The following is a 19,696-nucleotide window of genomic DNA, read 5'->3' on the forward strand; positions in this document are numbered from 1 at the left end:
GTGAGTGCCGATCGCGTCTATCTCACATTCGACGACGGGCCGGATCCTGAGTGGACGCCGCGCGTCCTCGACGCGCTCGAACAGGCTGGAGTGAAGGCGACGTTCTTTGCAGTCGGTCAGTGGGCGCAACGTTCGCCGGAGCTGATGCGCCGGGTTCATGCGGCTGGGCATGCCGTTGGCAATCACACGTTCAGCCATCGTCATCCTTGGTTCATGACCTCGCGAACTGCGCGAGCGCAGGTGCGTGATGGGGCGAAGGCCCTGAGCGATGTGCTCGGCGTAGCCCCTTTGTTTTATCGACCGCCGCATGGTCGGCAACGCGCGTGCATGAGCGATGAGGCGCAGCGTTGCGGCGAGCGAGTGGTGCTCTGGGATGTGAGCGCCATCGATTGGGGGCCGATGGGGTCGGCTGACCATATCGAGAAAAGGCTCGATGCGGTGAAGGGCGGGGACATCGTGCTGATGCACGACGGGCGTAACCAGCATAATCGACCGGACCAGTTGATACAGATTCTCCCGCTGTTCCTGCGCAAATTGGCCGATCGTGGTCTGCGGGCGGGGTTGTTGCCCTCGTAGCCGTTCAATACGATGCCTCATCGCTACAGGATGGGGTGCTCGTCGTGTTCCATAAATGTGTTGCCGTTGTGGTGGCTTGCGTTGCGTGGGCTGCGGCGTCGTTTGGTGCGGAGATTCCTGCCGACTTGCGCAAGGCGGTTGAAGATTACGATCACGCACAAGTGAAAGCGGATGCGGCTGAGTTGCGGCGACTCGTTGCGGAGGATTATGTGCTCGTGAACAGCACGGGCAAGGTGCAGAACAAATCGGAATTGATCGCGGACTATCTCGCGCCTGGCTACAAGATCGAGCCGTTCACGGTGCTGGAGCCGGTGGAGAAGGCATGGAGTGATGGGGCGGTCATGGGTGGGCTGGTGCACCTGAAGGGAACGTCGGAGGGGAAGCCTTTTGCTGTGACCTTGCGCTTTGCCGATGTATGGGCGAAGCGTGGTGGGAAGTGGCAGGTGGTTTATTCGCACGTGTCTGTGCCGCCGAAGTCGTGACGATAGGGATCACGCGTCCAGCTCGGGGTAGTTGCGGAACAGGTCGTCGTTGTTGAAGGCGAGGCGGCGGTTGGAGTCGGTGTAGCGTTTGATGCGGGGGCGGGCGAAGACGGCGTCGTGGAGTTTCATGAGACGTGGATGTTTGCGGAGCGCCTTGGTCGATGTTTTGGGGAAGGCGTAGCGGATGCCTGCCACCGCTTGGGCAAGAGAAAGATCTGCGTAGGTGAGCCGTGAGCCGACCAGCCAGGGGCCGGCGGTGCGGTTGCGGGTTAGCACCTTCTCGAAATAGGCGAAGTATTTCGGGATTCGGTGGTCGCGAAAATCCTGCGCGCGTCGTTTCGCCGCGGCTTTTTGATCTTTGTAGTAGAGGCCGGCGGCGATCGGATGATGAGTGTCATGCGCTTCGACCACCAGATCAGCCACGGTCAGTTGTAGCTGGTGCACCCACAGCTTGCCCGCCTCATCGCGAGGTGCGAGTTTTAGTGGGCCGCCGAGGAAAAGCAGGATGTTCGCCGTCTGGCCGATGAGCTGTTTGCCAGCCTTGAGGAACGGAGGCGCGAAGGGCGGGCGCGGAACGCGAGAACCTTCGAGAAATTTGTTCATGGCAGGTACGCCGCCGTCCGGCTCGAGAGCGATGTCGATGTATTTCGCGCCGCCTTCTTCGAGCGCCAGGCGCACGAATTCGCCACGGCCCTGAATGCCGGGCCAGTAGTAGAGCTCATAAACCATCGTGACCTCCAATCATGTCGGCGACATCATTTCTTTGAAGGCTTCGCAGCCAGATAACGTTCCCATGGCGGCGTCACTCCCAGTTGCTGGGTGAGAAAGTCGACGAAGGCCCGTACGCGAGGCAGGACCATGCGTCGTTGCGGCATGACTGCGTAGATCGCGCTCTCCGGCAGAGAATAGTCCGGCAGGACGAGTTTGAGACGGCCGGCGCGCAGGTCCTCGCACACGTGCCAGGTCGAGTGCAGCGAAATGCCAAGCCCGCCCAGCGCGGCGTCGCGAATCACTTCGCCCAGATTGCTCTTCAGCCGACTTTGCACACGCACGTCGACGGACTGGCCGTCCCGCCCGCGCAAAGACCACACATCGGAGGAATCGCGGCCCACTGCCATCAACAAACATTCGTGCTTGGCCAGGTCCTCCGGTTTCTTCGGCACACCATGACGGCGCAGGTACTCCGGTGACGCGCACAGAACGCGGCGGTTCGAAGCGAGCCGTGTCGCGACCAGTTCAGAATCCTTGAGCGTGCCGATGCGAATGGCCAGATCGAGTCCTTCGCCGACGAGGTCGCGCATTTGATCCGACAGGTCGATATGGAGCCGCAACCGAGGATGGCGCGCCATGAACTGCGGAAGCAACGGCGAAATGTATTGCCGACCGAAGGAGGCGGGAATTGTCACACGCAGCGTGCCCGCGACGCTCTTCGCGGTACTGCGCAGGCTGCTGGTCAGCACGTCCAGCTCTTCCACTAGCGGCCGGCCTTGCTCGGCGAGTGCCAACCCCTCCGGAGTAGGGCGAAGTTGCCGAGTGGTCCGATGCAGCAGTCGCACGCCCAAGCCGCGTTCGAGGCGTTTGAGCCGCTGACTCGCTACGGCCACCGACAGATCCAGGCTGCGTGCGGCGGCGCTGATGGAGCCCAGATCGAGCACGCGCAGGAACAGGTTCAAGTCACCCAGGTGGTCCATGATTTTCAATAAAACGTAGAAAGTGCTGTTCGATGCGCAGGGTTTTAGCACAAAGGCGGACTGCCTAACCTGCATCCCATAGGCCGTTGCGTTGGCAGCGGGCATCGAACAGGAGAGCGAGCATGGAATATCGATTTTTGGGTGCGTCGGGGTTCAAGGTCTCCGCGCTGGGTTTTGGCGCGGGCACATTCGGCGGCAAAGGGCCGCTGTTCAGCGCATGGGGCAACACCGCTGTGGACGAGGCGCGCCGGCTGGTCGATATCAGCCTCGAAGCCGGCTTGAACTTCTTCGACACGGCGGACGTGTATTCCGACGGCGCTTCCGAATCCATTCTGGGTGAGGCGATCAAAGGCCGGCGCGATCGCGTCGTGATCTCGACCAAGCTCACGTTGCGTGCCGGTGACGATCCCAACGCAGTGGGCGCGTCGAAATATCACTTGATCCGAGCGACAGATCTCGCCCTGAAGCGCCTGGGCACCGACTACATCGACCTGCTTCAACTACACCACTTCGATTCGATGACACCCGTCGAGTCCGTGATGTCGACGCTCGACGATCTGGTGCGCGCCGGCAAAGTCCGTTTCATCGGCGCGTCCAATTTCTCGGGCTGGCAGCTGATGAAGTCCCAGGCGGTCGCCGATCGTTACGGGTATTCGCGCTTCGTCGCTAACCAGGCGTACTACTCGCTGATCGGTCGCGACTACGAATGGGAGCTGATGCCGCTCGGTCTCGATCAAGGCGTTGGCGCGGTCGTGTGGAGTCCGCTCGGTTGGGGTCGGCTCACGGGCCGCATCCGGCGCGGTCAGCCGCTGCCGGAATCCAGCCGCTTGCATGCGACCGCAGCTTTCGGTCCGCCGGTGGAGGACGAGCGGTTGTATCGCGTCGTCGATGTGCTCGACGAAGTCGCCGCTGAAACCGGCAAGAGCATTCCGCAAATCGCACTCAACTGGCTGCTGCAACGGCCCACGGTTTCCACCGTCCTCATCGGCGCGCGAGACGAGAAGCAGTTACGCGAGAATCTCGGCGCCATCGGCTGGCAGCTTTCGCCGGAACAAATGGCCAGGCTCGACGCAGTGACCGCGCTGACGCCGCCGTATCCCTACTATCCGTATTGGAATGGACCGTTCGCGGAGCGGGCGCCGCCGCCCGTGCCGGTTCGCCGATAAGTTAAATCGTCGGCGAGACTCAGTTCAGCCGCGCGGGCAAAGCGAGACTCATTACTCAATCCAATCGAGTGACTACAGACCGGGACGAGACCTGATGGCACATTCCGGGGTCTCTCCCACCCGTAGTGACACTGGATGGAGTTTCCGGCAAGCCGTACCGAAGACTCGCGCCCGCGCCGCTGGCAGCCTGGCATGGCGCTGCGAGTGGCCATCGGCTTCGTGGCTGTGGCGCTGACGGTGGTCGTCGCCAACGTCTCGACTCAGCAAAGCGTCCGCGAGGCGCGGGAAAAGGTTCGCGAGCTGCTGGTTCAACACGAGCCGCTCGTGCGAGCGACCGAGTCGCTTGCGGCCGCGGTGTCGATGTACGAGCGCGCGGTCATCGATCAAAGCGACAGCAGCGTCGCCGGACAACAGGCCGTCAAAGCGGCGGCCCAGCGCATGACCGACGCCGCTAACGAATATCGACAGTCGTCGTCGCGCTTTGCCGAGATCGACAGTCCAGCTGCAGCGTTTCTTGCGGAGCTCGATAACTTTCTCGATGAAGGCGACGAGCTCCTTCGCAGCAGCACCGCCCGGCGTGCGCGGCTCCGCGATTACTGGACGCGTTTCGATGCGCTCGAATCGAGCTTGAATGCGCCGCAAGCCAAGGCGGTGCGCTTCGCCGGCGCGGTGTTCGCGAGTGAAAAGTTGATGGACCTGTCGCGCACCCTGGCCGGGGTTCGCGAGCAGGTGAGCGCAGCGCTGGGAGTGTCATCGCCGCGCTCGGTGCAGCTCATCATCGCCAGTGAGAACGCGTTCCGCGCCCGCCTGCAGCAGAATTCTGCCGAGCTGGCGAAGCTGCACGGGCAGGACTGGCTCGATCAGGTCAAAGCCAATTTCAACGCCGTGGTGACCGGCCGTCGCGCCGCGTTCCAAAGCATCGAGACCTTCAACGAGCAGTCGGCGATGTTTCGCGATCAAGCCGCCGAAATCTCCGGCATGGTCGTGACGCAACTGGTGGAGCCTGCGCGACGTGCGTTGGCAGACGCGGATCGTCTGGCCGTGCGTGCATCGGATCGCGCGGACAGTCAGCTGAGCTGGGCCAGCGCGGTCACGTTGATTCTGTTGCTGGTGATCGCATTCGCCACTGTCACGGGCGTGACTGCACCGGTGCGGCGCCTTACCGAAGCGACGCGTCGCCTCGCTGGCGGCGCTGTGCGGACGCGAGTCCTGCGCGGTGGCGTGCGCGAGCTCGATACGTTGGCAGAAGCGTTCAATCAAATGGCCGAGCAACTCCAGCAGGCCCAGAACGCGGTCCGCGTGCATCAGCTGGAATTGGAAGCGCGAGTCGCCGAGCGTACGCAGGAGCTGAATCATCTCGCGCATCACGATCCACTGACCGATCTGCCGAACCGTCGGCATTTACTGGCGCATCTGGAAGATGCCATCGACCGCGCCCGCCTGCGCGGCACGCGTATCGCCCTGTTGTTCATCGATCTGGACAACTTCAAAACCATCAACGACAGCATGGGCCACGCCTTCGGCGACCGCGTGCTGCAAGCGGTGAGCGAGCGGCTGCGCATGAACAGCCTGTTCTCGCGATCTTTCAGTGCGCGCCTGGGCGGCGACGAATTCACGGTTGTTTGCGAAGAAGTAAATCAGCTAGGGGATGTCGAGAGGCTGAGCCGCTCGGTGCTGGAGGAATTCCAGCGCTCGCTGAGCGTGCACGGTCGCGAGCTAAGGATCAGCGTCAGCGTCGGCGCGTGTATCTTCCCGGATCACGCGTCCGACTCTCATGCTTTGCTTCGCGCTGCAGATTCGGCGCTGTTCCGCGCGAAGGAGCTCGGTCGCAATTGCTGGAGTCTGTACGCACCGCAGCTGCTCGAAGCGGCGGCGTCGCGTTTCAAGGTCGAGCAGTCGTTGCGGCGGGCCGTGGAGCAGAGCGAGTTCGAGCTGTTGTATCAGCCCGAAGTCTGCTTCGAGACGTTGGAGACGCACACGGTCGAGGCGTTGCTACGCTGGCGTCAGCCCGATGGCAATGTCGTGTCTCCCGCGGATTTCTTCGCTGTCGCCGAACAGACCGGCCTGATCGCCGACATCAGCGACTGGGCGCTGCGCACCGCCATTCAAACCGCCGCGGTCTGGCACAACGGCCCGTGGCCCAAGGCGCGTGTCGCCGTGAATATTTCTTCGCAGCAGCTGATCAGCTCCAGCTTCGTCACGCGGCTGCAGTCATTGCTTCAGCAATATCGATTGCCGCCGCACTGTCTCGAGATCGAGCTGACCGAGAATGTGCTGCAAACCGGCGCGACCACCATCGCTACGTTGAAACGCCTGCGTGAACTGGGCGTCAGCATCGCGCTGGATGATTTCGGCACAGGTTATTCCTCGCTGACATCGCTGGAGCGATTGCCGCTGACGCGCGTGAAGATCGATCGCAGTCTGGTCACCACCATCGACACGGGTGGACGCTCGTCGGCCATCGTGCGTTCCATCATCGGCTTGTGTCACAGCCTCGGTCTGCAGGTCACCGCCGAGGGCGTCGAGCGGCCGGCGCAGCTGGGCGCGTTGCTCACCGATCGTGGTGTCCAGGTCCAGGGGTATCTGGTCTCACGCCCCATCAACGCGGCCACCGTTCCGGTGTTCGTCGATCAGGCTCGGGCGCATCTGGAACAGTTGATGATCGCGGCCCCGCCGCCGGTGGAAACCGATTCGAACACCACGCGGCTACGTACTTTGCGAGCCGCGACTGCGCGCGGCGCTCGTGCCGCCAGGACTCCCGCCGACGAGAAGTGAGGAACCGACGCCGCCGGTGCGGAGTTTCTGCACCGTCGTCCTTCTTCAAGCATTCGCCCGACAGCGCAGGGGCAAGCTCAGGTGCCGCAGAACCCACTACCCACACGATTGAACGGTCCGTGGGTCACCTTGCTCACGCTCGTGCTGGTCGTTGTCATTCTCTACACCGGCAAGGAAGTGCTGCTGCCAATGGCCTTGGGCGTGGTGCTCGCCTTCGTGCTGACGCCGCTGGTTCGCCTGTTCGATCGTATGCGTCTGCCGCGGTTTGCTGGTGTCGCTCTGACGATGGTGATGGCGCTTGGAGCCGTCGGCGGCGTGAGCTACGTGGTGTACGACCAATTCGCCGAGCTGTCCGGCGAGATCAGCCAGTACACCTCGTCCATGCGCAAGAAGGTCAGCCAGCTGCGCCTCGGCAACGACGCGGCCATTCGGCAGTTCACGCGCACCATGGACCGCGTGACCGAACAGTTCTACAACGATCCCGATCAACGCAACGCGCAGCCGGTGCGCGTCGTACCTCAGAAATTGTCACCTACCGAGCGCTTGCGTGAGACGGCTGCGGCGGCGTTCGAGCCGTTGGCCAGCGCTTTCATCGTCATCGTGCTCGTCGCATTCCTGCTCGGCCAGCGCGAGGATCTGCGGGATCGTTTCATCCGTCTGATCGGCGCGGGCAACGTCACCATGACGACGCGACTCATGAACGAAGCGGCGTATCGGGTGAGTCAGTTCCTGGTGTGGCAGACGCTGATCAACGTGGCCTTCGGTACGTTGGTGGCTCTCGGTTTGTACTGGATCGGCGTGCCGTACGCGGCTCTGTGGGGCGGCATCACGGCGCTGCTGCGTTTCGTGCCGTACGTCGGCACGATCCTCTCGGTGTTGATGCCGGCGGCGCTCGCGTTCGCGACGTTTCCGGGTTGGGCCGAGACCTTGCAGACCCTGGCGCTGTTCCTGACGCTCGATTTGATCACGGCGTATTTCGTCGAGCCCGTGGTGTTCGGGTATCGCACTGGGGTCTCTTCGTTCGCGTTGTTGATTTCAGCGCTGTTCTGGATCTGGGTGTGGGGGCCCATCGGCTTGTTGCTGGCGACACCGCTCACCGTATGTATCGCCGTCTTGGGAAGGCACGTGCGTTCGCTGCGCTTCCTGGCCGTCATCTTCGCGGACGAGCCCGCGTTGATGCCGCACGTTCGTTTCTATCAGCGCCTGCTGGCTCGGGACGAGGACGAGGCCAGCGTGCTGGTGAATCGCAAGCTGCAGGAGCTGGGCCCGATCAGTGTCATCGATCAGATCCTGTTGCCGACGGTGACGCTGGTCCAGCATCACCGCGAACAGAGTGAAATCGGCGAGGACGATGCCGACTTCGTCATGGATGTGATCGCCGAAACCTTAGAGCAGTTGCCAAGCACCGCGGATCCGACGGTGCCGGCCGCGAGCATCGTCGGTTTGACGGTGCGAGCTCCGGCGGACGAGATCGTTCTCGAAATGTTACGAACGGCCTATGGGCGCGAGCGGATCGCGTTGATGTCGCCGGAACTGACCGCAGAGGAAGCCTTGCGTGCGGCGATTCGCCAGGCTCCGGCGCTGATTTGTATCGCAGCCGCCGCGTCGACGCGAGGCTCGGAGATGCGCAATTACTGCCGACGCATCAAGAGCGCGCTGCCCGATACAAAGATCGTCGTCATGCGTCCTCAGCTCACCGATGAAGAGACGCCGCTGTCCGCTGAGCGTTTCCGCGAAGCCGGCGCCGATTGTCTGGTGTTGGGAGCGAAGGATGCGGTGGTCGCTATCGACCGGATGCTGCCGGCCACCACCGAAGCGCATAGCCAGCCGAGAACCGTCGCTGCTCGCGCCTGATCGTGATCAGGTGCCGTCTTCGGCCAAGCCGAGCACGGCCGCTTCACTCAGCGGCGCGATCCGCGCCAGCCACGCGTCGACTTTCTGAGGCTCGCCCGTTTTGAGCCACGAGAACACCACGTTGTGCCAGAGGATGCGCTGCACGTAGTTGCGGGTCTCGTTATAGGGAATGTTTTCGACCCAGATGTCCGGATCCAGCGATTCCGATGGCATCCAGCGCGCCGCGGCGTTTGGGCCCGCGTTGTAGCCGGCCAACGCCACCAATGTCTGGCCGCCGAAGCGATCCACCAGCGAGCGCAGATTGGCCGCGCCTAGCGGCACGTTGATCGTCGGATTGAACAAGTCGTCGGGCGAGGGCCGCGGGCGATTCCACTTCCTCGCCGTGCGCCGTGCCGTCTCCGGCAACATCTGCAGCAGACCGCGTGCGCCGGCGGAAGAGAACGCATCGCGCCGATACAAACTTTCCTGGCGCATGACGCTGTAGATGAGTTGCGGCTTGAGCCCAGTGAGCTTGGCGGCCGATAGCACCTCGGCATCGTACGGCTGCGGATAGAGCAGCTCGTAGTCGTTGAACATGCGCTGCTGGCTGGCGGTGGCGATGGCCTGATCGTACCAACCCCAACGTGCCGCCAGATGGATGGCCTGGTTGCGCGCCGAGTCCATCAATTGATTGAAACCGAACGACCATTCGCTCGATGCCTGATTGCGCATGTCGACCAACAGCAACTCACGAGCGCGGACCATCGGCGGCAGCTGTTCCATGCGTTCGACTTGCGCCTGATCCAGCACCAGTTTTTCGGGATGTGGCGCGACGGGCCGGTCTAGGCGCGCGCCCGCCATGATGGAGTAGAAGTTGTCGTCGAGCAGCACCGACTCATATAACTGGCGGGCCACTTTTGAATCGCCGTTCTTTTCTGTCGCGCGCGCTGCCCAATAACGCCAACGTGCGAGCGTGCGTTGCTGATCCGGCATGGCTGCGATGATGTTGCTGACGAGCTTCCAATCGCCGGCCCAGAGCGCCGCACGCGCGTACCACTCACGCGAAGCATCGTCGAAGTCACCGGGCGCGACGCGTTTGAAATACGTGAGCGCCTCGGGCCGCCGATCCCAGGACAACGCGAGCGCCAGCGCAAGCGCGTAAGGACTGGCCGTCTCTGCAGTAAGCCCACGGGCGCGAACGAAACTCTCATAACGCCGCAGAGCGCCGTCGCGATCGACACGCGCGAATCGCGTCCAGCCCGCCAGCTGAACCTTGGGGTCGATCTCCAGGGCCGGCGACGCGATCAACGCATCGATCTGCTTTTGTGGATTCTCCAGGAGCATCGCCCAACGCAGCAGCGGCGCGGCCCGATCCGGCGGCAACGAGACGGCGATTTGTTTCGCGAAGCTCGGATTGTTGATTTCGAGCGCGCGGCGCACGCGTTGCTCGATCAGCTCGGGCGTCAACGAGTTCCGGCTGCGCAACCATTCGAACGCGCGCTCGCAGTCGGGCAGGCTGCTCGGCGTCAGCCATTGACGCGCGATATCCAACTCCAGCTCTTCGGTCTGACCCAATTCGATACGAGCGGTGAAGCTGTGACAGCGCAGCGAGTCGCTGGCCGACTCGTCACGATAGTGCTGCAGGAATGGTTGCCATTGCTGGCGTTCCGCGAGGCTCGTAAGCCAGGCGCCGCGCAGGTCGCGGCCGACGGGCTCGCGTTCGTAATAGGTGATGAAGGTCTCGGCGCGCTGATCGACAGTGCTTAGCTCGTTGGTCGTTTGGCTCAACGCACGCTTGATGCGCGCGGCCTGCAAGTACGGATACAGGGGATAGCTGCGCAGCGCTTCGCCATCCTCCTTTTCATCGGTCGGCAGCGACGTTGCTCGAGCGTAAGCCTCTTTGAACACCTGCCGCGTGTTCTTGAACGGATCCGCCGAGGCGAGCGCCATGCCGTTGCCCAGCGACAGCAACGTCAGCGCGAGCAGCCAGGGTTTCATTGCCTGGAGGCATTTCAGGGGCCCAAAATTCATCGGCACAGGGTAATGGCAAATGGCGCGGCTCGCCATTGCGGCGCCTGGCGCCGAGGACCGACATTGCCTCGGCAGGAACCCTACGGCGGAGTGCAACGTTCCTGGGTTCACTCAATGTCGAGGTACGTCCATGAGTGGGGTCCAGGACCTGTTCATCGCACTCGGCGGACACCATACGGTGCTGCCGGCGCTGGAAGCGACGCTACGCGTCCTGATGGCCGTGGTGGTGGGCAGCCTGATCGGCCTGGACCGAGAGCTGCGCAACAAGCCGGCGGGTCTGCGTACTCATATTTTGATTTCGCTGGCCGCCGCGTTGTTCACGTTGATCACCTTCGAGCTGCATGAACAGTTCACCGGCGAGGACGGTACGAAGACGGCCGATCCGGTGCGCATCATCGAAGCCGTCACCGCGGGCGTCGCGTTCCTCGCGGCGGGCGCGATCATACAAAGTCGTGGCAATGTTCACGGGCTCACGACCGGCGCGAACATGTGGCTGGCGGGCGCGCTCGGCGTGGCGTGTGGCGCGGGGTATTACTTTCTCGCCACGATCGGCACGGTGTTCGCGCTCATCGTGCTCGTTGTGCTGGCCAAGCTCGAGAAGAAGTTCGCCACCAAGTCGCCCGAGGACGAGCAGGTAGCGTCCTCGGGCGATCAGCGCTCCGAGCGACGCAAAGCCGACAAGCCTCACTTCTAGTGGAGAGCGGGGCCGCTGGTGTAACGTCGCGGCCGTGAACGCCGCTGTCACATCCCTTCGATCCGTCGACTGGTACGAATCGCCAGTGGGGCCGCTGATTGCCTGCGCAACTGACAACGCGATCTGCGGGTTGACCTTCTGCGATGCCGACCGGCTGCAACAACGATTGCAGACGCTGCGAGAGCAGCATCATGCGACGTTGCTCGACGGCGGCAATGCATTGTTGAACGAGCTGCGGACGCAACTGCAGGATTATTTTTCGGGTCGGCGGCGGGAGTTCACGGTGCCGCTGAGTGCGTCGGGCTCTCCGTTCCAGGAGCGCGTGTGGGCTGCATTGTGCGAGATCCCATACGGCGAAACCTGGTCGTATCTGCAACTCGCCATTCGCGTCGGGGACGCCTTGGCCACGCGCGCGGTTGGGTATGCGAACGGCGCGAATCCCATCGCCATCGTCATTCCTTGTCACCGCGTCATCAACGCCGATGGCGGCGAGGGCGGTTACGGCGGCGGCTTGTGGCGCAAGCGAATCCTGCTGGATCTCGAGCGCGGCCAGGGCACGTTGCCGCTGTAGAAACCTGTACCGAGGCTGAACCCGGCGCCTCTTGCGAGGGGCGATTCAGGCGCCATATAGGGGGTTGGGCTGAAGATCAGGTCATGAACATTCGGTCATGAACAATTGGTAACGCAGCGTGCTGGAACTAGCACGGGTACCATTCGACTAAATAAGTACGGTCGGGCACGAGGTCCTACATCATGTCATTCAAGCCATTCAAGTCACATTTGTCGCGTGCGGCGGCGGCATTGGCGCTGACCGCGGCGCTGTTCGCAGCCGGCTGCGCCACCACCAGCGGGCCGAAGACACGGATCGACTACGACCGGTCGGCAGACTTTTCCGTGTACCGCACTTATGGATTTCCCAAGGAAACCGGCACCGACCGCGGCGGGTATTCGACGCTGGTCACCAGCTATCTGAAGAGCTCCATGTCCACGGCGATGGAAGCACGGGGCTACAAATACAGCGAAGAGCACCCGGACCTGCTGGTGAACTTCTACATGAACACCCGTGAGCGCACGGAGATCCGGCCCTCCGCTAATGCGTCGCTGGGCTATGGGTACTACGGCTATCGCTATGGCCTGTACAACGCCTGGCCGATGTATGACGACGATCGCACCGTCACCTACAAGGTCGGCACGCTGAACATCGACATCGTGGATGCCGAGAAGAAGCAGCTCGTGTGGGAAGGCGTGGCCGAGGGCCGCGTCAGCGAAGAGGAGTTGCAGAATCCCAAGGTGGCCATCAATGCCGTGGTGACGGAGCTGATGCGTCAGTATCCCGGCCGGCCCAACATGTAATTTGTGTGCCGGAAGACCTACCCCCTAACCCCCTCCCGTGAACGGGAGGGGGAACTAAGATTTTTTATTTTTTGCCTGCGGCGCTTTCAGAAGAAGAGGCGTCGGTGACTGGCGCCGTCTGATCCTGCGGGCGAGTCTATTTGGCGGGCAGGCCGCTCAGCATCGCATCGACCTGATCCGCGGTCATGTCGATCTCGACTTCGATGGTGTCGTCGTCGAGTGTTGGATCCGTCATCGGATCGGACGGGGAGAGCACGGCGCCGTCGTTGTTCGCGGCGGGTAGCGGCTTCAGCAGCGGGTCGAATTCACAGATGTCGTCGACTTCGATGGGCGCGACGGTCGAGGGGTCCGTCAATTCCTGGGCCGTCAGATCGATGGAGATCTCGGCGTTGGGATTCATGATGCTCGGGCCCTCGTTCAGCTTCGTCCATGGGGGATGCTGCCAGAGCTGTGCCGCTCCAGCCTGCAACGCAGTTCACACCGCGCGGTCGCAAGGGTTATGAAATCTCGCGAACTTACCTTAATACGGCGCTGCGGGGCGGGTATTCTAGCCGACCTTCCTTGTGACCTTTCTGGAACCGTAGCGCAGCGTCGTCCATTGGACGGCGATGACCCCGATCCCCATGCCCGAACCGCACGCGATCGCCGTCATGCTCCTCACCTTGGTCGCGCTTTACCTGTTTTCGCGCGACTCGATTCCTATTGAGACTTCCAGCCTGCTGGTGGTGGCGGTGCTCGCCATCGGCTTCAGTCTGTTCCCTTATCCCGGCCCGGAGGGGGAGGCGCTCGATCCGACGCGGTTCTTCGCGGGATTCGGCAACGAGGCGCTGATCGCCATCTGCGCGCTGATGATGGCCAGTCAGGGCCTGGTGAGCACCGGCGCTCTGCAGCCCATCGGCCGGGTGGTCCATCGCGTGTGGCAGGTGAGCCCGCTCCTGGCGATGGGTGTGGTGCTGATCGTCACCGCCGTCATCAGTGCGTTCATGAACAACACGCCGCAGGTCGTGTTGATGATCCCCATCCTCACCGCGGTGGCCATGCGTTCGAGCATGTCGCCGTCCAAGCTGCTCATGCCCATGACGTTCGCATCGCAGATCGGTGGCATGGGCACGCCGATCGGCACTTCGCTGAACCTGCTCGTCATTGGCAGCGCTGCGAGTCTCGGAGTCGAACGCTTCCACATGTTCGATTTCATCGCGCCGGCCGCGCTGGCGGCGATTCCTGGACTGCTGTTCCTGTGGCTGGTCGCGCCGCGGCTGCTGCCAGACAAGTCGCCATCGTTCGTCAATACGTCGCCACGTATTTTCGATGCCCAACTGCATCTGACCGACGCCAGCCCGGTGGTCGGCAAGACGCTCGCCGACGCTAAAAAGATCACCCAGGGCGGGATGCACGTGCTCTCGGTGCGTCGTTCGCCGGAACTTGTGATCACGCCGCTGCCCGATATGGCGCTTCGGGCTGGCGACCAGTTGGTGGTGCGCGATACTTCGGAACGCTTAATGGAATATTCGCGTGTACTGGGCGCCCAGCTGTTTTCAGGGGACGTTCGCGTCGACGCGGAGCATCCGCTGACCGCGCCGGATCAGCAGACGGCCGAATTAGTGCTGACGCCCGCGTCTCCTCTGCGAGACCGCACCTTGGCCCAGGCCAACTTCGACTGGCACTATCAGCTGATTCCATTGGCGGTCCATCGCCCCGGCGAGGAGGAATCGCTGAGCCACGAAACGCCGCTGCGCGATGTGCGTCTCGGCGTCGGCGACGTGTTGCTCGTGCAGGGACCGGCCGAGCAGATCGAAGCGCTCAAACAACGCAGCGAGCTGTTGGTGCTCGATGCCACCAGCAATGTTCCGCTCACTGCGAAGGCGCCGCTGGCGCTGGGCATCATGGCGGGCATCGTCGTGGTCGCCTCGCTGCGAATCGCGCCGGTCGCGATTGCCGCCATCTGCGGTGTGTTGGTGATGGTGGCGACGGGTTGTTTGAAATGGCGTCACGCGACGCGCGCGTTGGATTCTTCGATGATCTTGCTGACCGTGGCGAGCCTGGCGTTGAGCCTCGCGCTAGTCACTACCGGCGGCGCGGCGTTTGTAGCGCAACTTGCTGCAACGTTGGCTAAGTTGCTGCCGCCTGTGGCCGTGCTCAGCGCGACAATGCTGTTCATGGCCATGATGAGCAGTGTGATTTCCAACAGTGCCGCCGCGGTGATCGGCACCCCGATCGCCATCGAGCTGGCTCGCCAACTCGGGCTCGCGCCGGAGCCGTTCGTGCTGGCGGTGATGTTCGGAGTGAACATGGGCTACGCCACACCGATGGCGGACAATTGCAATCTGCTCGTGTACAGCGCCGGCGGATACAGCTTCGGCGATTTCATGCGCGTCGGTTTGCCACTCACCATCATCATGTGGCTGGCGTTGACTTGGGTGCTGCCGCAGTTTTACCCATTAGGTTGATCCCACGCCGAATCGTGGGATTAGGCAAGAATCCGCCAGCTTCGCCTAACTCTTAGCTAAGTCTCGCAGGGCAAGATGCTGCCCATGCGCCTCCTTCGTTGGGTGTTGTTAGCAGGAGTTGTGGCTATGAGCACAGCGTGCAGCCATCGGCCTACCTATCAATCGGCTCAGTTTCGCGACGGTCAATTCCACAACGTCGCGCCGCCCAAGCAACCGGGCGGCTGGCGGTTGGTGAAATTGTGGTGGCAGTTCATGTTCAAGGACTCGAGCCGTACGGAGCCGCCCGAGGCATTGACCGTGACGCCGCTCACGCGAACTCAGTTGAACCAGGCGCCAGACGGCTCGATCTATCGCCTCGGCCACTCGACGGTGCTGATGAAGTTGAACGGCAAATTCTGGATGACCGACCCAGTGTTCTCCGAGCGCGCCTCGCCGGTGCAATGGGCCGGGCCGAAACGTTTCATGCCGACGCCGATCTCGCTCGAAGACTTGCCGCCGCTCGCCGCGGTGATTCTGTCGCACGATCACTTCGATCATCTCGATCGTGACACGGTCGTAAAACTCGCCGCGAAAACCAGCGTGTTCCTTGCGCCGCTCGGCGTGGGCGATCATTTGATCGGCTGGGGAATCCCCGCCGAGAAGACCCAACAGCTCGACTGGTGGCAGACCGTCGAGGTGGAAGGAATCCAGTTCACGGCCACGCCGGCGCAACACTTCTCGGGGCGCAGTTTGTTCGAAAAGAATCCGACGTTATGGGCGTCGTGGGTGATCTACACGGGCACCCATCGCGTGTTCTTCAGCGGTGACACCGGCTACTTCGACGGTTTCGCCGAAATCGGCCGCCGCCATGGGCCGTTCGATCTCACGTTGTTGGAAGCGGGCGCGTATGACAAGCAATGGGCGGGAGTGCACATGCTTCCCGAACAAGTCATGCAAGCGCATCGCGACTTGGGCGGCGACTGGTTGCTCCCGATCCACAACGCCACGTTCGACCTGGCTTTCCATTCGTGGGACGAGCCCATGGAAAAGATGCTGGCGCTGTCGGCGCAGCAGGGCGTCCACCTGACCATGCCGCGCATCGGAGAGCCGGTCCGATTGGGTCGGTACCAAGCGGCGCAACCGTGGTGGCGTCTCAAACAGTCTCGGCCCGCCAGTACTGCAGTAACCACGTCGCCTGCTACGTGAGGTTCGTTACGCCCAAAAGCGGCGGGCATCGTCATGGTTTGCGGCTACACTGCGCGCTTCCTGACTGTCGGGGATGCTCGTTTTCATGGGCGCGGCGAAGGATTCTCTCTCGATCGGCGAAGCTCGACGGGCGGCATTAGCGGCTCAGCAGTTCCTGGGCGGAGGCAGCGCGCCCCGCAGCGGTAAGGCGTTCGCGGAGATCGTGCGGCGCCTGGGCGTCGTGCAGATCGATTCGGTCAACGTCCTGGTTCGTTCTCACTACCTGCCGATCTTTTCCCGCCGCGGTAACTACAAGAGCGCGCTGCTCGAACGCGCGGCTTATGACGATCGATTGCTGTTCGAATATTGGGGGCACGAAGCATCGTTGCTTCCCGTCGAATCGTATCCGCTGTTTCGCTGGCGCATGGATGACGCGCGGAAAGGCGTTGGCACATGGGGCCGGCTCAAACGCTACGCGACGAGTCATCAAGATCTGGTGAAAGCCGCGCTCGATCAAATCCGTGAGCGCGGGCCGCTGGGCGCGAGCGAACTGACCGACGCGGGTAAATCGAAGGGCAGCTGGTGGGGCTGGAGTCAGGGGAAGGAAATCCTGGAATGGCTGTTCTGGATCGGCGATGTGACCACCGCGCGCCGGCGCAATTTCGAGCGGCTCTATGAGCTTCCCGAGCGCGTATTGCCCGAGTCAGTGAGAAACGCGCCTGTGCCTCCACGAGAGCAGGCACAGCGCGAGTTGATGCTGATCGGCGCCCGAGCCATGGGGGTGGCGACTGCGCGCGACCTGCGCGATTACTTTCGGCTTCCCGCGAAGGAGGCGGCAACGCGTCTGACCGAGCTGGTGGAAGAGGGCAAGCTCGTGCCGGTGAGCGTGGAAGGGTGGAAGCAGCAGGGATATCTGCATCACGAAGCAAAGATCCCGCGGGCGACCGCGGTCGCCGACGTAGCGGCCTTGTTATCGCCGTTCGACTCGTTGATTTGGGAACGTCAGCGCACCGAACGCCTGTTCGATTTCCACTTCCGTCTGGAAATCTACACGCCCATTCACAAGCGCACGCATGGCTATTACGTGCTGCCGCTGCTGTTGGGCGAGCGCATCGTCGGGCGTGTCGATCTGAAATCGGAACGTCAGAGCGGGCTGCTGCAAGTGAAGGGAGGCAGTGTCGAGCCGGGGATTCAGCCCGAGCGAGTCATCGAGCCGCTTGCGAGACAGCTGAGCGAATTGGCCGAGTGGCTGGGGCTCGAGAATTACACCGTCACGAGTCGAAGGGGTGAGCTCATGCGCGCTCTGCGAAAGGCGCGTTGAGCAAACAGTGGTGGCGAAAATCAGCCGGCGCCTTTGACGGACCAGCCGAACACGCACATCACGATGAACAGAGTCAGATAAAACAACAGGCTCATGAGGGCAGCCTCCAAAACATCCTTCCTGTCGAAAAAACGCGAGGACTCAGTGGTCGGTTCCCGTTGTAGAAAGTGCCTATCACACTACATTCGGTACTCAGAGGATTCGATTTAGAGGTCCCCAAAAAGTTCAGCCCCCTAAACGGGGGCTGAACGGATCGAGGCGATCGAAACAAACGACTCGTTAGTCATCCATCAAGAAGCTGCGCAGCTGTTCGCTGCGGCTCGGGTGACGCAGCTTGCGCAGCGCCTTCGCTTCGATCTGACGGATGCGCTCGCGCGTCACGTCGAACTGCTTGCCCACTTCTTCCAGCGTGTGGTCGGTATTCATATCGATACCGAAGCGCATACGCAGGACCTTCGCTTCACGCGGCGTCAGGCCAGCCAGCACGGAGTGCGTAGTTTCGCGCAGGCTTTCCATCGTCGCGGAATCGATCGGCGAGTCCACCGAAGTGTCCTCGATGAAATCGCCAAGGTGCGAATCCTCGTCGTCGCCGATCGGCGTTTCCATGGAGATCGGCTCTTTGGCGATCTTGAGCACGCGGCGGACTTTGTCCTCCGGCATCTCCATGCGCACCGCCAGCTCTTCCGGCGTCGGCTCGCGGCCCATCTCCTGCAGCATCTGCCGCGAAATGCGGTTGAGCTTGTTGATGGTCTCGATCATGTGCACCGGGATGCGGATGGTGCGTGCCTGGTCGGCGATCGAGCGGGTGATCGCCTGGCGAATCCACCACGTCGCATAGGTCGAGAACTTGTAACCGCGGCGGTATTCGAACTTGTCCACCGCCTTCATCAAACCGATGTTGCCTTCCTGAATCAGATCCAGGAACTGCAAACCGCGATTCGTGTACTTCTTCGCGATCGAGATCACCAGACGGAGGTTGGCTTCCACCATCTCCTTCTTGGCGCGGCGGGCCTTGGCCTCGCCCACGGCCACTTCGCGGTTGATCTCCTTGACCTCCGCGATCGTCAGGTGCACGCGCTCCTCGAGCGACATCAGCTTCTTCTGCTGCTTCTCGATTTCCTCACGCAGGCGCGCGAGCGCGGCCGAGTGCTTGCGCTTGGCGCGGATGTGCTTGTCGAGCCACTTGGTGTTGGTCTCGTTCTTCGGGAAGGTCGAGATGAAGTCCTTGCGCGGCATGCCAGCGTCACGCACGCACAGGATCATGATCTGCTTCTCGAGGTTGCGGATCTCGGCGACGTTGTCGCGCAGCTGCGCGATCAACGCGTCGAACATCTTCGGCGAGAGCTTCAGCTCCATGAACTCGCCAGCCAGCTTCTTACGCAGCTTGGCCGATTTCGGGTCCTTGCCGGTCTTGTCCTCGATCATCGCCTTGAGCACCTGCTGGTGCCCCTTGGCGATCGAAACGAAGCGGCGCGCGGCCTCTTCCGGATCCGGACCCGTCTCGAGCGTCTCCTCGTCGTCGCCGCCGCCTTCGCCGTCCTCGTCCTCGTTCTCGTCGTCAGCGGGCGCGGCGGCCGCGGCCAGCTTCGGATTGACGGGCGCGGCGATCTCGTCCGGGGCGTTCGGATCGATGAAGCCGGTGATGATGTCGACCAGGCGGCCCTGACCGGCCTTCACCTGCTCGTACTGATTCAGCATGAAGTTATAGGTGAGGGGGTAGCTGGACAGGGCCGTGCGGACGGCGTCCAGACCTTCCTCGATGCGCTTGGCGATACGGATTTCGCCTTCGCGGGTCAGCAGCTCGACGGTGCCCATCTCGCGCATGTACATGCGGACCGGGTCGGTCGTGCGGCCGAATTCGGCGTCCACGGTGGCGAGCGCGGCGGCGGCTTCTTCAGCGGCTTCCTCGTCGGCGACCACGGGCTCGGTCAACAACAGGGCTTCGGATTCCGGCGCCTTTTCGTACACCGGAATGCCCATGTCGTTAATCATGTTGACGATATCTTCGATCTGTTCGGGATCGACGATTTCGCTGGGCAGGTGGTCATTTACCTCGACGTACGTCAGGTAGCCCTGCTCCTTGCCACGGGCAATCAGCAGCTTCAATTGCGATTGACGCTCATCGGCGATCTGCGCCGGTTCCTTTTTGGCTGCCAAGGTTTT

Annotated in this window: 16 protein-coding genes; 11 read left to right on the forward strand and 5 right to left on the reverse strand. The window is 62.4% G+C overall.

Annotated features, from left to right (window positions below; genetic code table 11):
* Both VGD45_RS31125 and VGD45_RS31130 read left to right on the forward strand, forming a co-directional pair.
* Positions 1-576 (forward strand): polysaccharide deacetylase family protein, encoded by a 576-nt coding sequence (locus VGD45_RS31125; RefSeq protein WP_331159312.1) that lies wholly within the window; start codon positions 1-3, stop codon positions 574-576.
* Positions 577-620: 44 nt separating this feature from the next.
* Positions 621-1,058: a nuclear transport factor 2 family protein gene (locus VGD45_RS31130; RefSeq protein WP_331159313.1), complete on the forward strand. Its 438-nt coding sequence runs from the start codon at positions 621-623 to the stop codon at positions 1,056-1,058.
* A gap of 9 nt (positions 1,059-1,067) precedes the next feature.
* On the opposite strand, the gene VGD45_RS31135 is transcribed toward VGD45_RS31130, so the two are convergent.
* Both VGD45_RS31135 and VGD45_RS31140 read right to left on the reverse strand, forming a co-directional pair.
* Positions 1,068-1,787 carry a glutathione S-transferase gene (locus VGD45_RS31135; RefSeq protein ID WP_331159314.1) on the reverse strand — a complete coding sequence of 240 codons (720 nt, stop codon included), beginning with the start codon at positions 1,785-1,787 and terminating at the stop codon, positions 1,068-1,070.
* Between the two features lie 26 nt (positions 1,788-1,813).
* A complete protein-coding gene (locus tag VGD45_RS31140; RefSeq protein ID WP_331159315.1) occupies positions 1,814-2,749 on the reverse strand; it encodes a LysR family transcriptional regulator in 936 nt (311 codons plus the stop codon).
* Positions 2,750-2,871: 122 nt separating this feature from the next.
* Here VGD45_RS31140 and VGD45_RS31145 point away from each other — a divergent pair, with 122 nt between their 5' ends.
* The 3 genes from VGD45_RS31145 to VGD45_RS31155 all read left to right on the forward strand — a co-directional run bounded on the left by VGD45_RS31145 (position 2,872) and on the right by VGD45_RS31155 (position 8,544).
* Positions 2,872-3,915: an aldo/keto reductase gene (locus VGD45_RS31145; RefSeq protein WP_331159316.1), complete on the forward strand. Its 1,044-nt coding sequence runs from the start codon at positions 2,872-2,874 to the stop codon at positions 3,913-3,915.
* A 192-nt stretch (positions 3,916-4,107) separates the two neighbouring features.
* Positions 4,108-6,690, forward strand: a complete 2,583-nt coding sequence (locus tag VGD45_RS31150) for a putative bifunctional diguanylate cyclase/phosphodiesterase (RefSeq protein ID WP_331159317.1) — start codon at positions 4,108-4,110, stop codon at positions 6,688-6,690.
* A gap of 81 nt (positions 6,691-6,771) precedes the next feature.
* Positions 6,772-8,544, forward strand: coding sequence for an AI-2E family transporter (locus tag VGD45_RS31155; protein WP_331159318.1), 1,773 nt, complete (start codon positions 6,772-6,774; stop codon positions 8,542-8,544).
* Between the two features lie 6 nt (positions 8,545-8,550).
* On the opposite strand, the gene VGD45_RS31160 is transcribed toward VGD45_RS31155, so the two are convergent.
* A complete protein-coding gene (locus VGD45_RS31160) occupies positions 8,551-10,521 on the reverse strand; it encodes a lytic transglycosylase domain-containing protein (RefSeq protein ID WP_331159319.1) in 1,971 nt (656 codons plus the stop codon).
* Between the two features lie 163 nt (positions 10,522-10,684).
* Between VGD45_RS31160 and VGD45_RS31165 the strand changes: the two genes are divergently transcribed.
* The 3 genes from VGD45_RS31165 to VGD45_RS31175 all read left to right on the forward strand — a co-directional run bounded on the left by VGD45_RS31165 (position 10,685) and on the right by VGD45_RS31175 (position 12,601).
* Positions 10,685-11,248, forward strand: a complete 564-nt coding sequence (locus VGD45_RS31165) for an MgtC/SapB family protein (protein WP_331159320.1) — start codon at positions 10,685-10,687, stop codon at positions 11,246-11,248.
* A gap of 34 nt (positions 11,249-11,282) precedes the next feature.
* Positions 11,283-11,819, forward strand: a complete 537-nt coding sequence (locus tag VGD45_RS31170; protein WP_331159321.1) for a methylated-DNA--[protein]-cysteine S-methyltransferase — start codon at positions 11,283-11,285, stop codon at positions 11,817-11,819.
* Positions 11,820-12,001: 182 nt separating this feature from the next.
* Positions 12,002-12,601, forward strand: coding sequence for a DUF4136 domain-containing protein (locus VGD45_RS31175; protein WP_331159322.1), 600 nt, complete (start codon positions 12,002-12,004; stop codon positions 12,599-12,601).
* A gap of 136 nt (positions 12,602-12,737) precedes the next feature.
* Here the strand turns inward: VGD45_RS31175 and VGD45_RS31180 are convergent, their stop codons facing one another.
* On the reverse strand, positions 12,738-13,001 hold the full coding sequence (locus VGD45_RS31180) for a hypothetical protein (RefSeq protein WP_331159323.1): 264 nt from the start codon (positions 12,999-13,001) through the stop codon (positions 12,738-12,740).
* A 250-nt stretch (positions 13,002-13,251) separates the two neighbouring features.
* Between VGD45_RS31180 and VGD45_RS31185 the strand changes: the two genes are divergently transcribed.
* From VGD45_RS31185 to VGD45_RS31195, 3 genes are all read left to right on the forward strand, one after another.
* Positions 13,252-15,048 (forward strand): SLC13 family permease, encoded by a 1,797-nt coding sequence (locus VGD45_RS31185; RefSeq protein ID WP_331159324.1) that lies wholly within the window; start codon positions 13,252-13,254, stop codon positions 15,046-15,048.
* Positions 15,049-15,174: 126 nt separating this feature from the next.
* Positions 15,175-16,233 (forward strand): MBL fold metallo-hydrolase, encoded by a 1,059-nt coding sequence (locus VGD45_RS31190; RefSeq protein ID WP_331159325.1) that lies wholly within the window; start codon positions 15,175-15,177, stop codon positions 16,231-16,233.
* Between the two features lie 73 nt (positions 16,234-16,306).
* Positions 16,307-17,533, forward strand: a complete 1,227-nt coding sequence (locus VGD45_RS31195) for a winged helix-turn-helix domain-containing protein (protein WP_331159326.1) — start codon at positions 16,307-16,309, stop codon at positions 17,531-17,533.
* A 279-nt stretch (positions 17,534-17,812) separates the two neighbouring features.
* Here VGD45_RS31195 and rpoD read toward each other — a convergent pair whose 3' ends face one another.
* On the reverse strand, positions 17,813-19,690 hold the full coding sequence (rpoD, locus tag VGD45_RS31200; RefSeq protein WP_331159327.1) for an RNA polymerase sigma factor RpoD: 1,878 nt from the start codon (positions 19,688-19,690) through the stop codon (positions 17,813-17,815).
* Positions 19,691-19,696: the final 6 nt, after the last annotated feature.

The sequence above is a fragment of the Steroidobacter sp. genome (assembly GCF_036402275.1).
Taxonomy (GTDB): Bacteria; Pseudomonadota; Gammaproteobacteria; order Steroidobacterales; family Steroidobacteraceae; genus Steroidobacter.

Bases quoted from the DNA above. Each gene is read 5' to 3' on its own strand.
- VGD45_RS31190 (WP_331159325.1), top strand. From the start codon at position 15,175: ATGAGCACAGCGTGCAGCCATCGGCCTACCTATCAATCGGCTCAGTTT.
- VGD45_RS31150 (WP_331159317.1), top strand. From the start codon at position 4,108: ATGGCGCTGCGAGTGGCCATCGGCTTCGTGGCTGTGGCGCTGACGGTG.
- VGD45_RS31145 (WP_331159316.1), top strand. From the start codon at position 2,872: ATGGAATATCGATTTTTGGGTGCGTCGGGGTTCAAGGTCTCCGCGCTG.
- VGD45_RS31165 (WP_331159320.1), top strand. From the start codon at position 10,685: ATGAGTGGGGTCCAGGACCTGTTCATCGCACTCGGCGGACACCATACG.
- VGD45_RS31160 (WP_331159319.1), bottom strand. From the start codon at position 10,521: ATGAAACCCTGGCTGCTCGCGCTGACGTTGCTGTCGCTGGGCAACGGC.
- VGD45_RS31140 (WP_331159315.1), bottom strand. From the start codon at position 2,749: ATGGACCACCTGGGTGACTTGAACCTGTTCCTGCGCGTGCTCGATCTG.
- VGD45_RS31180 (WP_331159323.1), bottom strand. From the start codon at position 13,001: ATGAATCCCAACGCCGAGATCTCCATCGATCTGACGGCCCAGGAATTG.
- VGD45_RS31185 (WP_331159324.1), top strand. From the start codon at position 13,252: ATGCTCCTCACCTTGGTCGCGCTTTACCTGTTTTCGCGCGACTCGATT.
- VGD45_RS31175 (WP_331159322.1), top strand. From the start codon at position 12,002: ATGTCATTCAAGCCATTCAAGTCACATTTGTCGCGTGCGGCGGCGGCA.
- VGD45_RS31195 (WP_331159326.1), top strand. From the start codon at position 16,307: ATGCTCGTTTTCATGGGCGCGGCGAAGGATTCTCTCTCGATCGGCGAA.
- VGD45_RS31135 (WP_331159314.1), bottom strand. From the start codon at position 1,787: ATGGTTTATGAGCTCTACTACTGGCCCGGCATTCAGGGCCGTGGCGAA.